The sequence below is a fragment of the Ancylobacter novellus DSM 506 genome, from assembly GCF_000092925.1.
GTDB classification, from domain to species: domain Bacteria; phylum Pseudomonadota; class Alphaproteobacteria; order Rhizobiales; family Xanthobacteraceae; genus Ancylobacter; species Ancylobacter novellus.
The window spans coordinates 3,529,247-3,543,111 of record NC_014217.1 but is presented as its reverse complement, the minus strand read 5'-3'; the positions used below and the strand labels follow the sequence as shown (position 1 = coordinate 3,543,111).

Genomic DNA, 13,865 nt, shown 5'->3' with positions numbered 1-13,865 from the left:
CTCCGCAACGCACGGTGCGGGCCCTCATGGCCGGCGCCGGGTGAGGCTATGTACCGCCCGCGCCCCGAGGCGGGCAAGGCCGCATCAGCCGCGATAGGCGGCTTCCAGCGCGGCGATGTCGAGCTTCACCATGGTGAACATCGCTTCCATCGCCCGCCTGGCCTTGGCGGGATCAGGGTCCTGGATCATGGCCAGCAGCGCGCGCGGCGTGATCTGCCAGTGCAGGCCGTAGCGGTCGACGATCCAGCCGCATTGCAGCGGCGTGCCGCCGTCCGACAGGGCGTCCCACAGCCGGTCGATCTCCTCCTGGCTGTCGCAGGCCACCATGAGCGAGACCGCCTGGGTGAAGGGAAAGCCCGGCCCGCCATTGAGGCCCATATAGGGGGCGCCGTTGAGCGTGAACGCCGTCGCGATGACGTCGCCCGCCTTGCAGCCGGGCGTGTCGACGGGGGAGCGGGTGACGGATTCCATATGGGAGTTCGGCAGCAGCGAGACGTAGAAGCCGGCGGCTTCCTCGGCCTTGCCGTCGAACCACAGGCAGGTGCGGATGGGCTCCATCGCTCTCTCCTTCCCGGAATGTAACGGACGAGGTGCGGTCAGGCCGCCTTCGCCTCGTCGACGATCGGCGCGAAGCCGCCGAAGATCATGCGCTGGCCGTCGAAGGGCGGCGTGTCGCCCATCTCCTTCAGGCGCGGGTCGTCCATGAAGGCCTTCATGCCGGCATCGCGCGTCTCCTTCGAGGGCCACACGATCCAGGAGAACACCACGCTCTCCTCCGGCGTCGCCTTCACCGCCATGCGGAAGTCGGTGACCTTGCCGTCCGGTATGTCGTCGCCCCAGCATTCCATGACATGCTGGGCGCCATGGTCGATGAAGATCGGCGCGCATTTCGCGGCGAGGATGCGGTAGTCGTCCTTCTTCGCGGTCGGCACCGCGAGGACGAAGCCGTCGACGTAGCTCATGGTTTCCTCCTGCGTTTCTTGGATCGGGACGTGGATCAGTACGCTTCGGCCGTGCCGGCGTCGGCGGCCTGCATGTTCATCCAGACCGCCTCCCAGATGTGCCCGTCCGGGTCCTCGAAGCTGCGCGAATACATGAAGCCGAGATCCTGCACCGGGCCGGGATCGGCCTTGCCGCCGGCGGCGACGGCATTCGTCACCACGGCATCCACCGCCTCGCGCCCGTCCATGGAAAGCGCGATCAGCACCTGGCTCGAGGCGTGCGCGTCGGCGATGGGCTTGGGCGTGAACTGCGCGAACTTCGGATGGGTGAGCACCATGACGAAGATGGTCTCGGAGATCACCATGCAGGCGGCGGTGTCGTCGGAGAATTGCGGGTTCTTCGTCGCCCCGACGGCCTCGTAGAAGGCGATGGCGCGGTCGAGGTCGCGCACCGGCAGGTTGACGAAGATCATCCTGGGCGGGGCGGATTGGGGCTGCGTGGGCGTATCGGACATAGGGATCCCTCGCTGGCGTGTCTGCCGTTACGGCAGGCGTCGATGGGAATAAGGGCGGCGGTCGGTCGGGACAACCACGGCCGCCGATGAAAATATCTGATGCGAACATAACCGCCGTGCGAAGACGCGGATCCCCAAAAGCAAAAAGCCCCGGCTCGCGCCGGGGCTTCGTCGTTCAGGCCGTCCCGAAGGAGCGTCAGTTGTTGCGGTTGCCGAACAGCTGCAGCAGCATCAGGAACAGGTTGATGAAGTCGAGATAGAGGGTGAGCGCACCCATGATCGCCTTGCGGCCCGCGACCACGTCGTCGTCGCCGGCGAAGTACATCTCCTTGATGCGCTGGGTGTCGTAGGCGGTGAGGCCGGCGAACACCAGCACGCCCACCACCGAGATGACGAACTGCAGCATCGACGAGCCGAGGAAGATGTTCACCAGCGACGCGATGATGATGCCGATCAGGCCCATGATCAGGAACGAGCCCATGCCCGAGAGGCTGCGGGTCGTGGTGTAGCCGTAGAGGCTGAGGCCGCCGAAGGTTGCCGCGGTGATGAAGAACACGCGGACGATGCTCTCATGCGCATAGACCAGGAAGATGCTGGCGAGCGACACGCCGACGAGGCCGGCATAGAGCCAGAAGATGCCCTGGGCGGCGCCGACGCTGAGCCGGTCGACCCGGAAGCTGAGGAAGAACACCGCGGCGAGCGGGGCGAGCATCACCACCCAGCGCAGCGGGCTGAAGAACATGGCGACGCCGAACTGCGTGAGATAGACGCCGGGCGCGATGGCGGCCTGGGTCGGCACGTCGGAGACGGCGAGCATGTAGATGCCGAGCGCCGCCGCGCCGGTGATGGCGAGGCCGAGCGTCATGTAGTTGTAGACGCGCAGCATGTAGGAGCGCAGGCCCAGGTCGATCTCGGCCTGCGTCCGCGCCGCCGTCGCCCCGAAGCGCGGCACGGAGACGTTGCGGTTAAAGTCGGACATGGTCGGATCCTCTCCCGATAACCCCTTGTTCCGCCGCGCCCGACGGAGTGCCGGACGGCCGAACGGAAAATCATGTGGAATATGAGGGGCGCTCCGCCCTGCCGCAAGTGAAGTTTGCGACAGGATTGACCCAGCGGCAGAGCCGGCGTGCGATCCAGCTTATTGAAGCGAGAGCACTTCTTTCCGTTCGGATGGTTCCATCCGAACGGAAAGGGCTCAGAGATGCCGCAGGATGCGCGCCGGCTTCTGCCCGAGCGCCCGCCAGGTGCCGATCAGCCCGAAGCCGATGGTGAGCACCAGAGCCACCGCGACCGCCCCGAGCGCCGCCGCGCTCGACCAGCCGAAGGCGAGCTCCATCACCATCACCACGACGACATAGGCGGCCGCCGTGCCGGCGCCGACGGCGACGGCGGCGGTCACGAGGCCGAGCGCGGCATATTCCAGCGCATAGGCACCGACGAGGCGCAGGCGCGTGGCGCCGAGCGTCTTCAGGATCACCGCGTCGTAGACGCGGTGGTGCTGGCCCGCCGCCAGCGCCCCGGCGAGCACCAGCACGCTGGCGAGCAGGGCGACGAGGCTCGCCGCCCTTATGGCGATGAGCAGGTTGGAGACGATCTCGCCGATGGTTTCCAGCGCCTCCTTCACCCGCACCGCGGTGACGGCGGGAAAATCGGTCGCCACGGCGCGGGCGATGGCGCGCTCGGCCGCCGGGTCGCCGCCGTCCGGCACGGCAAGCGTGGCGAGCGAGGTGTGCGGCGCGCCGGCGAAGCTGTTGGGCGAGAACACCATGACGAAGTTGATGGCGAGCCGCTCCCACTCCACGTCGCGCAGATTGGCGATGGTCGCGGTGATGGAGCGGCCGAGCACGTTGACCGTGACCTTGTCGCCGATCTTCAGCCCGAAGGCGTCGGCGATCTCGCGCTCGAAGGAGACCAGCGGCGGGCCGGAATAATCCGGCGGCCACCATTCGCCGGCGGCGAGCACGGAGCCTTCCGGCAGGTCCTGCGAATAGGTGATGCCGCGGTCGGAGGAGAGCACCCAGGCGAATTCCGGCGGCGGGGTGATGTCCTCCGCCGCGCGGTCGCCCAGCGTGATGATGCGCCCGCGCAGCATGGGCACGACCTCGACCTCGCCCTGCGGCGCCTTCTGCTTGAGATAGGCGGCGAAGCGGTCGGTCTCGCCGCTCTGTATGTCCAGGAAGAAGAAGCTCGGCGCCTCGTGCGGCAGCCGGGAGGTGAGCTCGCGGGTCAGGCTGCGGTCGATGAGCGCCAGCGTGACCAGCAGCGTCAGGCCGAGGCCGAGCGAGAGCACGATGGTCGGGGTCAGCGCCGCCGGCCGGTGGATGTTGGCCAGCGCCAGGCGCAGCGTGGTGGAGCGCGGGCGCGGCAGCCGGCGGGCCAGCGCCATGATGCCGAGGCCGACGAGGCGCAGCACGATCAGCACGCTGGCGGCGGCGGCGAGATAGTAGATCGCCACCCGCCGCTCCTCGGAGGCGGCGATCGCCAGCCCGGCGAGGGCGAGGACGGCCAGCGCCGTCAGCAGGAGATAGACGAGGCGCGGCCGGCGGCGGCCGGTCTCGACCTGGTCGCGGAACAGGCCGGAGACCGGCACGTCGTGCGACATGCCGAGCGGCCACATGGCGAAGGCGAGCGCGATCAGCACGCCATAGGCGAAGGCCAGCGCCAGCGCCATCGGCTGGATCGTGGGCTCGATCGGGATCGGCAGCAGATAGCCGAAGGCCGCGTTGGCGGCGAAGGGCAGGGCCGAGCCGACGACGAGGCCGATGACGATGCCGACCAAGGCGATCAGCCCGACCTCGGCGAGGTAGATGGCGAACACCGTGCCGCTGGGCGCGCCCAGGCTCTTCAGCGTGGCGATGACGCTGCGCTTGGCGTCGAGATGGCTCTTGACCGCATTGGCGACGCCGACGCCGCCGACCAAGAGCGCGGTGAGGCCGACGAGGGTCAGGTATTCGGTGAAGCGCCGGACATTGGTTTCCAGCCGCGGCGCGGCCGCCTCGCGGGTGCGGACCTCGAAGCCGGCCTCCGGCGCGCCATGCCGCACCTGTTCGACGAAGGCGGCGAGGCCCGCCGGATCGGTCATCCTCACCCGGTACTGCCAGCGCACCAGGCTGCCGGGCTGGAGAAGGTTGGTGGCGCGCAGCGCGTCGAGCGAGATCATCAGCCGCGGGCCGAAGCCGATGCCGGTGGAGAGCGCGTCGGGCTCGCGCAGGATGGTGCCGGCGAGCGTGAGCTGGGCGTCGCCGACCTGGAAGCGGTCGCCGGGCTTGAGGCCGAGCCGCTCGGCGAGCGCGGGATCAGCGACGGCGCCGAAGGTCCCGTCGCGCGGGCGCAGCGCTTCAGCGAGCGGCTGCGCCGGCTCGAGCTCCAGCGTGCCGACCATCGGATAGGCGCCGTCCACCGCCTTCACCTCGGCGAGCGTCGCTTCCAGCCTGTCGCCCTCGCCGGCCCGCGCCATGGCGCGGGTAGTGGCGACGGTGGAGACCTGGCCGCCGGCAGCGATCAGCCGGTATTCCTCCGGGCTCGCCTCGCGCTGGACCAAAGCGAAGGCGGCATCGCCGCCGAGCAGCGCGGCGCCTTCGCGGCCCAGCCCGTCGGTCAGCGCCCGCGAGAAGGCGCCGACGCCGGCGATCGCCGCAACGCCCAAGGCCAGGCAGGCGAGGAAGACGGCGAAGCCGCGCAGGCCCCCGCGCAATTCGCGCAGGGCGAAGCGCAGCGCCAGCGAGGAGCGGGCCGGCAGGCCGGGCGCCGCCGGAGGATTGTCCTCGCCGGCGGAGGACGAGAGTTGCGCCAGGCTCATGCGGGCGTCCCCGCGAGCGCCGCGGCGCCCTCGGTCTCGATGGCGCCCGAGCGCAGCCGCACGGTGCGGTCGCAGCGCTTCGCCAGCGTCGGGTCATGGGTGACGATGACCAGCGTCGCCCCGCGCCGCGCCTGCGCCTCGAACAGGAGGTCCATGATCTGCCGGCCGGTCGCCTCGTCGAGATTGCCGGTCGGCTCGTCGGCGACGAGGATGCGCGGCTCCGGCGCCAGGGCACGGGCCACCGCCACGCGCTGCTGCTCGCCGCCGGAAAGCTGGGCCGGGTAATGGTCGAGGCGGGCGCCGAGCCCCACCGCGGTCAGCTCGGCCGCGGCACGGGCGAAGGCGTCGGTGCGGCCGGCCAGCTCCAGCGGCACGGCGACGTTCTCGATCGCGGTCATGGTCGGGATGAGGTGGAAGGCCTGGAACACGATGCCGACATGCCGGCCGCGGAAGCGGGCGAGCGCGTCCTCGTCGAGCCCGGTCAGCCCCTGCCCGGCCACGGTCACCGTGCCGGAATCGGCGCGCTCCAGCCCGGCCAGCACCATCAGCAGGCTCGACTTGCCCGAGCCCGACGGGCCGATCAGGCCGACGGCCTCGCCCTGGCCTATGGTGAGCGACACGCCCTTGAGTATATGAACGCGGGCCGCGCCGGCACCGAGGGAGAGCTCCACCTTGTCGAGGCGGATGGCGGGCGCAATCTCGGAGTTGGACGGCATGTCTTCCTTTTCGCTTCTCGGCCTGCGGCGGCACTTTGCGGCACAATATGCTGCGCTGCGGCGTTTCCGGAAGGGTACGGCCCGCTCACGATTGCTCCACCTCGCCGCCGCTCTCGCAGGATTGACCATGCTGGCGCTGCCCGCGCATGCGGCGCCGCTACGCCTCGTGGCGCTGGGCGACAGCCTCACCGCCGGCTACGGCCTGCCCGCCAGCCAGGCCTTCCCCGCCCGGCTGGAGGCGGCGCTGAAGGCCGGGGGACACGATGTCGTGATCGAGAATGCCGGCGTCTCCGGCGACACCACCAGTGCCGGCCTCGCCCGCCTCGACTGGTCGGTGCCGGACGGCACGAGCGGGGTGATCCTCGAACTCGGCGCCAACGACATGCTGCGCGGGCTCGACCCCGCCATCGCCGAGAAGTCGCTCGACGCCATCCTCGCCCGGCTCAAGCAGCGCGGCATCCCCGTGCTGCTGATCGGCATGCAGGCCGCGCCCAATCTCGGCGCCGCCTACAAGCAGAGCTTCGACGCCATCTATCCGCGGCTGGCCGAGAAATACGGCGTGAAGTTCTACCCCTTCCTCCTCGACGGCGTGGCCGGCCACCCCAACCTCAACCAGCCCGACGGCCTTCACCCCACCGCCGCCGGCGTCGATGTCATCGTGGCGCGCATCTTACCGGCGGTGGAAGGCTTTCTTGCCACGCTGCCGGGAAAAGCGAACTGACCTCGGGGATCATCTCCCCCGCGCTCTCGACGTCCCCACGTCTCTACGCTAATGACGAATGGCAAGGACTTGATTGCTGCCGGCGCTTATTGCGTGCCCTGAGGTAATATGAAGTATAGAAGCGAGATCGACGGTTTGCGGGCCGTCGCCGTCGTTCCCGTCATCTTGTTTCACGCCGGCTTCAAGGTCTTCAGCGGCGGCTATGTCGGCGTCGACATTTTCTTCGTCATCAGCGGCTATCTGATCACCGTCATATTGCTGACGGAGATCGAGCGCGGCGAATTCTCCATCGCCCGATTCTACGAACGACGAGCGCGACGTATTCTTCCCGCGCTGTTTCTCGTCATGGCGGCCTGCATCCCCTTTGCCTGGCTCTGGATGATTCCCGAGCAGTTGAGGGATTTCGGCCGCAGCGTGGTCTCCGTCGTCTTCTTCGTGTCCAACTTCCTGTTCTGGAGGGAGGAGGGCGGCTATTTCGCCGCGGCCGCCGAATTGAAGCCGCTGCTGCACACCTGGAGCCTGGCGGTGGAGGAGCAATATTACCTGTTCGCTCCGCTCACCCTCGCCGTGTTCTGGCGCTTCGGCCGCCGTCTCCTGTTCTGGTGCGTGGCTGCCACCGCCGTCCTCAGCCTCCTCGCCACCGAATGGGGCTGGCGCTATGCGCCGGCGGCGAATTTCTACCTGCCGCAGTTCCGCATCTGGGAACTGCTCGTCGGCTCGCTCTGCGGCTTCATCGCCACCAGCCGGGCGCCCAGGCCGAACAACCTGTTGAGCGCGCTCGGGCTCGGAATGATCCTGTTCGCGATCTTCCGCTTCGACCGCTACACGCCGTTCCCCAGCCTTCTGGCGCTCGTGCCGGTCGGCGGGGCGGCGCTGATCGTGCTCTACGGCCATCAGGGCACATGGGTCGCGCGCCTGCTGTCGGTGCCGCTCTTCGTCGGCATCGGGCTGATCAGCTACAGCGCCTATCTCTGGCACCAGCCGCTCTTCGCCTTCGCCCGTATCCGCAGCATGGGCGAGCCGTCGGACATGCTGCTGCTCGCCCTCGCGGCGCTGTCGCTGGTGCTGGCCTATTTCAGCTGGCGCTTCGTCGAGCAGCCGTTCCGCCGCCGTCCCATCCCGCTGCTGCCGGGCCGGCGCACCGTGTTCGCGGCGTGTTCGGCGGCCGGCGTCGTCTTCGCCGTGATGGGCGTCTATGCGAGCGCGAGCGGCGGCATTCCCAGCCGCCTCGCCAATCCCGAGCTCAGCAGCCGCGAGGCTCGGCTGCTGGCGTCGGTGCGCACCCATACGCTCGCCGTCAAGTGCCGGCGGCCGGGCGATCTGGCGACGCGCGCCGACCTCTGCCCCATCTACATGCCGAAGGACCCGAAGCTGCGCATCCTGGTGGTCGGCGACAGCCATTCCTACGCCATCCTTCCGGCCTTCGCCGAGATCGGCAAGGAGAACGCCGTCTACCATTTCGGCGTCGGCAGCTGCCCGCCGATCAACCACACCTCCATCCAGCGTGGCGTGTTCGACATCGGTGTCTGCGAGGACGTCACCCGGCGGCAGATGCAGGCGGTGCGGGACGGGCATTACGACGTCGTCGTGATGGTCGCCCGCTGGTCGCTCTATCCCGGCTGGGACGACGCCGGGACTGCCCGCTCCTTCGCGCTGTCGCCGGAAGGCGACCCCTATTTCCCCTCGCTCGCCGCCTCGCGCGAGACCTTCGCCTCGCATGTGCCGGCCACGGTGAAGGACTATCTCGACCTCGGCGTCGCGGTGGTCGTGATCCAGCAGATGCCCGAACAGCAGGTGCTGCCGCAGAAGATCCTGCAGCAGGCCGCCCTGCTCGGGATCGGCAGCGGACTTTCCGACGAGCAGTTCGAGGCGGCGATCTTCGAGACCTCGACGCCCATTGGGGTGGCCGAGAAGCGTCTGGCCTTCGCCAAGGGCGTGCTGGAGAAGCTGAAGGGCGACAGGGTCTGGGTGCTGTCCCTGGAGGAGGCCTTCAAGCGCGACGGGCGCTATATCTGGGGCGACCGCAACGGCAGCTATTACATGGACCGCGACCATATCTCCGCCTATGGCGCCAGCTTCCTGGCGCCGGCGATGACGGCGGCCTTCGCCGACATCGAGGACAGCCTGCGCAGCCAGCAGGCGGCGGGGATGGCGCCGAAATCGCGGTTGTAGAGGCCACCGCGTTCGGCTTCCGGCATCTTGTCCGGCAGCAGGCTCGGGCCTACCATCCGTGCCTACCCGTCCCTGACATTCCCGAAAATCATCCCATGCAATACCGCCCGCTCGGCCGCACCGGCCTCGAGGTCAGCGCCATCTGTCTCGGCACCATGACGTTCGGCCAGCAGAACAGCGAGGCCGAGGGCCACGCCCAGCTCGACTACGCGCTGGACCGCGGCATCAACTTCCTCGACACCGCCGAGCTCTATTCGATCCCGCCGAAGCCCGAGACCCAGGGCTCGACCGAGCGCGTCATCGGTACGTGGTTCCGCGCCCGCGGCAACCGCGACAAGGTGATCCTCGCCAGCAAGGCCTGCGGCCTGTCGGAGATGACCTGGTTCCGCGACGACGGTTCGCCGGCGCGCCCGACCCGCGCCCAGCTGCGCGAGGCGATCGACAAGAGCCTGAAGCGGCTGCAGACCGACTATATCGACCTCTACCAGCTGCACTGGCCGGGCAGGCCGGTATCGGGCTTCGGCTCCAACCCGACGCGCTGGAAGTCCGCGCCCGGCGAGGAGACGCCGATCGCCGAGACGCTCGACGCCTTCGGCGAGCTGATCAGGGAGGGCAAGGTGCGCCATTTCGGCCTCTCCAACGAGAGCGCCTGGGGCACGATGAGCTTCCTCGCCGAGGCCGAGCGCACCGGCGGCCCGCGCCCGGCCTCGATCCAGAACGCCTACAACCTGCTCAACCGCACCTATGAGACGGCGATGGCCGAGGTGAGCCTGCGCGAGGATTGCGGGCTGCTGGCCTATTCGCCGCTGGGGCAGGGCTATCTCACCGGCAAGTATCTCGGCGGCGCCCGGCCGGCGGGCGCGCGCACCACTTTGTTCGAGCGCGGCCAGCGTTACGAGAAGCCGGGTGTGGACGCGGCGGTCGCCGACTATGTCGGCATCGCCCGCGAGGCGGGTCTCGATCCGGCACAGCTGGCCATCGCCTTCTGCCTGTCGCGCGAGTTTGTCACCTCGGTGATCATCGGTGCCACCACCATGGAGCAGCTTGTCACCGATATCGCCACCATCGATGTCACCATCACGGCGGAGCTGGAAGAGAAGATCGACGCCGTGCACCAGCTGCGCGGCAATCCGAGCCCCTAGGCGGCGCGACCCGCCTATTCGCCTGGTTTTTCAGCCGGTTCGGCGTTGTGCCGCGTCATCAGCGGCACCTGCGCCATGGCGAAGATGAGCGTCAGCGGCAGATAGCCGAAGGTCTTGAAGGCGACCCAGGTGTCGGTCGAGACGCTGCGCCAGATCACCTCGTTCAGCACCGCCATGACGAGGAAGAACGTCCCCCAACGGATCGTGAGCTCGCGCCAGCCCTGCTCGGTGAGCACGAAGACGTCGCCCAGCACATAGGGCAGCAGCGGTTTGCGCAGCCACAGCCCGCCCAGCAAGGCGAGGCCGAACAAGGCGTTGACGATGGTCGGCTTCATCTTGATGAAGTGATCGTCCTGCAGGACGATGGTCAGCGTACCGAACACCAACACGACGGCGGCCGAGACCAGCGGCATGACCGCGATCCTGCGGGCGATGATCCACATCACCGCCAGCGCCACCAGCGTGGCGATCATGAAGGCGGCGGTAGCGACATAAATCCCGCCGCGCCCATTGGCGACGAAGAAGACGACCAGCGGGCCGAGCTCCAGGATGAACTTCATCGCCGGGTGCATGCGGCGCAGCGGCGTGTTCTCGGCAGTGTTTCCGGCGGGCGCGTCGGCCATGTTCAGTTCTCCAATCCGACGATGGCGCGGGCGAAGTCGCGGGCCGCGAAAGGCTGCAGGTCGTCGATGCCCTCGCCGATGCCGATCATGTGTACCGGCAGGCCGTATTTGGCGGCGATGGCCACCAATATGCCCCCGCGCGCCGTCCCGTCCAATTTGGTCATGACGAGGCCGGTGACGCCGGCCACGCGGCGGAACGCCTCGACCTGCTGCAAGGCGTTCTGCCCGACCGTGGCGTCAAGGGTGAGCACCACGGCATGCGGGGCGGAAGCGTCCTGCTTCTTGATGACCCGGACCACCTTTTCCAGCTCCGCCATCAGCTCGGCACGGTTCTGCAGCCGGCCGGCGGTGTCGATGATGAGAACGTCGGCACCGACTTCGCGCGCCTGCTGCAACCCGTCGAAGGCGACGCCCGCCGCATCCGCGCCCGGCGGCCGGGCGACGATGGCGGCACCGGTGCGGTCGGCCCAGACCTTCAGCTGCTCGATCGCGGCGGCGCGGAACGTGTCGCCGGCGGCGAGCACGACCTTCTTGCCCTGCGCCCGCAGCGTCGAGGCGAGCTTGCCGATGGTGGTGGTCTTGCCCGAGCCGTTGACGCCGACCATCAGCAGCACGAAGGGCTTCGCGCCGGTGTTGAAGGCCAGCGGGTGGGCGACGGGCGTCAGCACCGCCTCGATCTCGGCGGCGACGAGGTTGCGCACCTCCTCCGGGTCGATGCCCTTGTCGTAGCGGCCCTTGCCGACCGCCTCGGCGATGCGGGCGCTGGTCTCGACGCCGAGATCGGCGCGGATCAGCACGTCCTCCAGCTCCTCCAGCGTCGTCGCGTCGAGCTTGCGCTTGGTGAAGAGGTCGGTGATGCCGGTCGAGAGCCCGGACGCGGTGCGCGTCAGGCCCTGCGTCAGGCGTTTCCAGAAACCGGGGCGGGACGTGGTGTCGTTCGTGTCGGTCATATCGGTCATGCCGCGATCAGCCGCGCGCCGTCATGGCCGGCGATGCGCACAGTGGTGAGGGTGCCGGGCGCGAGCGGGCGCCCCAGCCGGACGGGAGTGAAGCCGGCGGTGCGGGCGATGCCGCCGCGCTCGGCCAGCACCTCGCGGCTCATCCCGACCTCGCCGGCGAGGTGGCGCAGCAGCGCCTCCGCGCCCTTCTCGCGCAGGCGGCGGGCACGGTCCTTTATCACCTCGCCGGCGACCTGCGGCATGCGCGCGGCCGGCGTGCCGGGGCGCGGCGAGAAGGGGAAGACGTGCAGATGCGTCAGCCCGCATGCGTCGACGAGGTCGAGCGAGGCGCGGAACTGCGCCTCGGTCTCGGTCGGGAAGCCGGCGATGAGGTCGGCGCCGAGCACCATGTCGGGCCGCAGGCGCCGCACTTCGGCGCAGAAGCGAATGGCGTCGCGGCGCAGGTGCCGGCGCTTCATGCGCTTGAGGATCAAATCGTTGCCGGCCTGCAGCGAGAGGTGCAGATGCGGCATCAGCCGTTCCTCCTCGGCGAAGGCGCGCAGGAGATCGCCATCGGCCTCGATGGAATCGATGGAGGAGAGCCGCAGTCGCCGCAGTTCCGGCACATGCTTCAGCAGCGCGCGCACCAGCGCGCCGAGACGCGGCGTGCCGGGTAGATCGGCGCCCCAGGAGGTGAGGTCGACGCCGGTCAGCACCACCTCGCCGAAGCCTTGTTCCACGAGCGCGCGCACCCGCTCCACCACTGCGCCCATCGGCACGGAACGCGAGTTTCCGCGGCCATAGGGGATGATGCAGAAGGTGCAGCGGTGGTCGCAGCCATTCTGCACCTGCACGAAGGCGCGGGTGTGCCCGTCTATGGTGTCGGCCGGCCCGTCGAGGAGATGCGGCGCGGTCTCGCGCACCGCCATGATGTCGCCGACGAGGATCTTCTCCTCATTGTCGATACCGAAGTCGAGTGCGCGGCGCGTCGCCGCCCAGCTTTCGGGCGACAGCTTCTCTTCATTGCCGAGCACGCCGTCGACTTCGGCCATGCGGGCGAAGCCGGCCGGCTCGGTCTGCGCGGCGCAGCCGGTGACGACGATGCGCCGTTCCGGGTCCTCGCGCTTCAGCCGGCGGATCGCCTGGCGCGCCTGCTTCACCGCCTCGCCGGTGACGGCGCAGGTGTTGACGATGACGGCGCGCTCCAGCCCGGCGGCGCCGGCCATCGCCCTGGCGGTGGCGGAATCGAGCGCGTTCAGCCGGCAGCCGAAGGTCACGACCTCGACGGTGGAGGCTTGCGACATCAGGCGGCGCCGACGCCGGTGGGCGCGTCCAGCATGGCGGCGGTGAGCCGGCCGTCGAACTCGAACACGGCCGGGCCGGTCATGAGGATGTGGTCGTCGCTCTCGCGCCAATCGATCACGAGGTCGCCGCCGGGCAGGGTGACGGTGACGCGCCGGCCGGTGAGGCCGATGCGGGCGGCCGACACGGCGGCGGCGCAGGCGGCCGAGCCGCAAGCCTTGGTCAGGCCGGCGCCGCGTTCCCACACCTTGAGCACGATGTGGTCGGGGGAGACGACCTGAGCCGCCGAGATGTTGGCCCGCTCGGGGAACACGGGATGGTGCTCCAGCTCCGGCCCGTAGCGGCCGAGATCGACCGCCTCGATATCGTGCACCCAGAAGATGGCGTGCGGGTTGCCGACATTGACCACGGAGGGCGCGCGCAGCACCGGCGCCTCCGCCGGGCCAGCCTGCAATTCGATGGCGCGGGTGTCGGCCACCGGGCCGGCGAGGGGGATGTCGTGCCAGCCGAAATGCGGCACGCCCATATCGGCGGTGATCCCTTCCGGCGCCACGGTGCAGTCCAGCAGGCCGGCGACGCTCTCGAACACGACATGGTTGTCGCCGGTGCGGCCGGCCTCGTAGAGCGCGATGCAGCGCGTGCCGTTGCCGCAGGCGCCGGCCTCCGAGCCGTCGGCATTGATGATGCGCACGAAGGCGCGCGTGCCTTCGCTCTTCGGCGGATAGAGCGCCATGATCTGGTCGAAGGGCAGCACGTCCTCGCGCGCCAGCGCGCGCGCCTCCGCCGGCGGCACGGGGAGCGGCGCGTCGCGCAGGTCGAGGACGACGATCTCGTTGCCGAGGCCGTTCATCTTGACGAAGGGACGGTTTTCCAACGCGGCCATGACGGTTGCGGCTTTAGACCTGTGGACCGAAGGGTTGCCGCCCTTATATGGCGAAGCGCCAAGGATTGGCCAGACTTGTCGGCCAGAATCAGCCTGTGTTCGATGGTGCCGTC

General features: G+C 69.2%; 13 protein-coding genes. 3 read left to right on the top strand and 10 right to left on the bottom strand.

Features of this window, described 5'->3' with window-relative positions:
- Nucleotides 1-84: 84 nt before the first annotated feature.
- The 6 genes from SNOV_RS16725 to SNOV_RS16700 form a co-directional block, all read right to left on the bottom strand.
- Nucleotides 85-558, bottom strand: a complete 474-nt coding sequence (locus SNOV_RS16725) for a VOC family protein (protein ID WP_013168142.1) — start codon at nucleotides 556-558, stop codon at nucleotides 85-87.
- A 38-nt stretch (nucleotides 559-596) separates the two neighbouring features.
- Nucleotides 597-962 (bottom strand): DUF1428 domain-containing protein, encoded by a 366-nt coding sequence (locus tag SNOV_RS16720; protein ID WP_013168141.1) that lies wholly within the window; start codon nucleotides 960-962, stop codon nucleotides 597-599.
- A 35-nt stretch (nucleotides 963-997) separates the two neighbouring features.
- Nucleotides 998-1,456: a VOC family protein gene (locus SNOV_RS16715; RefSeq protein ID WP_013168140.1), complete on the bottom strand. Its 459-nt coding sequence runs from the start codon at nucleotides 1,454-1,456 to the stop codon at nucleotides 998-1,000.
- A 196-nt stretch (nucleotides 1,457-1,652) separates the two neighbouring features.
- Complete coding sequence (locus SNOV_RS16710) at nucleotides 1,653-2,435, bottom strand: Bax inhibitor-1/YccA family protein (protein WP_013168139.1); 783 nt, start codon at nucleotides 2,433-2,435, stop codon at nucleotides 1,653-1,655.
- A gap of 216 nt (nucleotides 2,436-2,651) precedes the next feature.
- A complete protein-coding gene (locus SNOV_RS16705; protein ID WP_013168138.1) occupies nucleotides 2,652-5,255 on the bottom strand; it encodes an ABC transporter permease in 2,604 nt (867 codons plus the stop codon).
- Complete coding sequence (locus SNOV_RS16700; protein ID WP_013168137.1) at nucleotides 5,252-5,971, bottom strand: ABC transporter ATP-binding protein; 720 nt, start codon at nucleotides 5,969-5,971, stop codon at nucleotides 5,252-5,254. Before SNOV_RS16700 ends, SNOV_RS16705 begins: the two co-directional genes overlap by 4 nt.
- A gap of 127 nt (nucleotides 5,972-6,098) precedes the next feature.
- On the opposite strand from SNOV_RS16700, the gene SNOV_RS16695 reads away from it, so the two are divergent.
- From SNOV_RS16695 to SNOV_RS16685, 3 genes are all read left to right on the top strand, one after another.
- On the top strand, nucleotides 6,099-6,692 hold the full coding sequence (locus tag SNOV_RS16695) for an arylesterase (protein ID WP_013168136.1): 594 nt from the start codon (nucleotides 6,099-6,101) through the stop codon (nucleotides 6,690-6,692).
- A gap of 108 nt (nucleotides 6,693-6,800) precedes the next feature.
- Nucleotides 6,801-8,864 carry an acyltransferase family protein gene (locus tag SNOV_RS16690; RefSeq protein WP_013168135.1) on the top strand — a complete coding sequence of 688 codons (2,064 nt, stop codon included), beginning with the start codon at nucleotides 6,801-6,803 and terminating at the stop codon, nucleotides 8,862-8,864.
- A 95-nt stretch (nucleotides 8,865-8,959) separates the two neighbouring features.
- Nucleotides 8,960-10,006, top strand: coding sequence for an aldo/keto reductase (locus SNOV_RS16685; protein WP_013168134.1), 1,047 nt, complete (start codon nucleotides 8,960-8,962; stop codon nucleotides 10,004-10,006).
- A 14-nt stretch (nucleotides 10,007-10,020) separates the two neighbouring features.
- On the opposite strand, the gene SNOV_RS16680 is transcribed toward SNOV_RS16685, so the two are convergent.
- Genes SNOV_RS16680 through dapF form a run of 4 tightly spaced genes read right to left on the bottom strand, consistent with a single transcriptional unit; the run spans nucleotide 10,021 to nucleotide 13,752 of the window.
- On the bottom strand, nucleotides 10,021-10,629 hold the full coding sequence (locus SNOV_RS16680; protein WP_013168133.1) for a septation protein A: 609 nt from the start codon (nucleotides 10,627-10,629) through the stop codon (nucleotides 10,021-10,023).
- Nucleotides 10,630-10,631: 2 nt separating this feature from the next.
- Nucleotides 10,632-11,588 carry a signal recognition particle-docking protein FtsY gene (ftsY, locus tag SNOV_RS16675; protein WP_013168132.1) on the bottom strand — a complete coding sequence of 319 codons (957 nt, stop codon included), beginning with the start codon at nucleotides 11,586-11,588 and terminating at the stop codon, nucleotides 10,632-10,634.
- Nucleotides 11,585-12,871 carry a tRNA (N(6)-L-threonylcarbamoyladenosine(37)-C(2))-methylthiotransferase MtaB gene (gene mtaB, locus SNOV_RS16670; RefSeq protein ID WP_013168131.1) on the bottom strand — a complete coding sequence of 429 codons (1,287 nt, stop codon included), beginning with the start codon at nucleotides 12,869-12,871 and terminating at the stop codon, nucleotides 11,585-11,587. The genes ftsY and mtaB overlap by 4 nt, the downstream gene beginning before the upstream one ends.
- Nucleotides 12,871-13,752 carry a diaminopimelate epimerase gene (gene dapF / locus SNOV_RS16665; protein WP_013168130.1) on the bottom strand — a complete coding sequence of 294 codons (882 nt, stop codon included), beginning with the start codon at nucleotides 13,750-13,752 and terminating at the stop codon, nucleotides 12,871-12,873. Before dapF ends, mtaB begins: the two co-directional genes overlap by 1 nt.
- Nucleotides 13,753-13,865: the final 113 nt, after the last annotated feature.

What these genes read in the sequence shown, in the direction of transcription:
- SNOV_RS16725 (WP_013168142.1), bottom strand. Translation starts at nt 558, where the DNA reads ATGGAGCCCATCCGCACCTGCCTGTGGTTCGACGGCAAGGCCGAGGAA.
- SNOV_RS16720 (WP_013168141.1), bottom strand. Translation starts at nt 962, where the DNA reads ATGAGCTACGTCGACGGCTTCGTCCTCGCGGTGCCGACCGCGAAGAAG.
- SNOV_RS16715 (WP_013168140.1), bottom strand. Translation starts at nt 1,456, where the DNA reads ATGTCCGATACGCCCACGCAGCCCCAATCCGCCCCGCCCAGGATGATC.
- SNOV_RS16710 (WP_013168139.1), bottom strand. Translation starts at nt 2,435, where the DNA reads ATGTCCGACTTTAACCGCAACGTCTCCGTGCCGCGCTTCGGGGCGACG.
- SNOV_RS16705 (WP_013168138.1), bottom strand. Translation starts at nt 5,255, where the DNA reads ATGAGCCTGGCGCAACTCTCGTCCTCCGCCGGCGAGGACAATCCTCCG.
- SNOV_RS16700 (WP_013168137.1), bottom strand. Translation starts at nt 5,971, where the DNA reads ATGCCGTCCAACTCCGAGATTGCGCCCGCCATCCGCCTCGACAAGGTG.
- SNOV_RS16695 (WP_013168136.1), top strand. Translation starts at nt 6,099, where the DNA reads ATGCTGGCGCTGCCCGCGCATGCGGCGCCGCTACGCCTCGTGGCGCTG.
- SNOV_RS16690 (WP_013168135.1), top strand. Translation starts at nt 6,801, where the DNA reads ATGAAGTATAGAAGCGAGATCGACGGTTTGCGGGCCGTCGCCGTCGTT.
- SNOV_RS16685 (WP_013168134.1), top strand. Translation starts at nt 8,960, where the DNA reads ATGCAATACCGCCCGCTCGGCCGCACCGGCCTCGAGGTCAGCGCCATC.
- SNOV_RS16680 (WP_013168133.1), bottom strand. Translation starts at nt 10,629, where the DNA reads ATGGCCGACGCGCCCGCCGGAAACACTGCCGAGAACACGCCGCTGCGC.
- ftsY (WP_013168132.1), bottom strand. Translation starts at nt 11,588, where the DNA reads ATGACCGATATGACCGACACGAACGACACCACGTCCCGCCCCGGTTTC.
- mtaB (WP_013168131.1), bottom strand. Translation starts at nt 12,871, where the DNA reads ATGTCGCAAGCCTCCACCGTCGAGGTCGTGACCTTCGGCTGCCGGCTG.
- dapF (WP_013168130.1), bottom strand. Translation starts at nt 13,752, where the DNA reads ATGGCCGCGTTGGAAAACCGTCCCTTCGTCAAGATGAACGGCCTCGGC.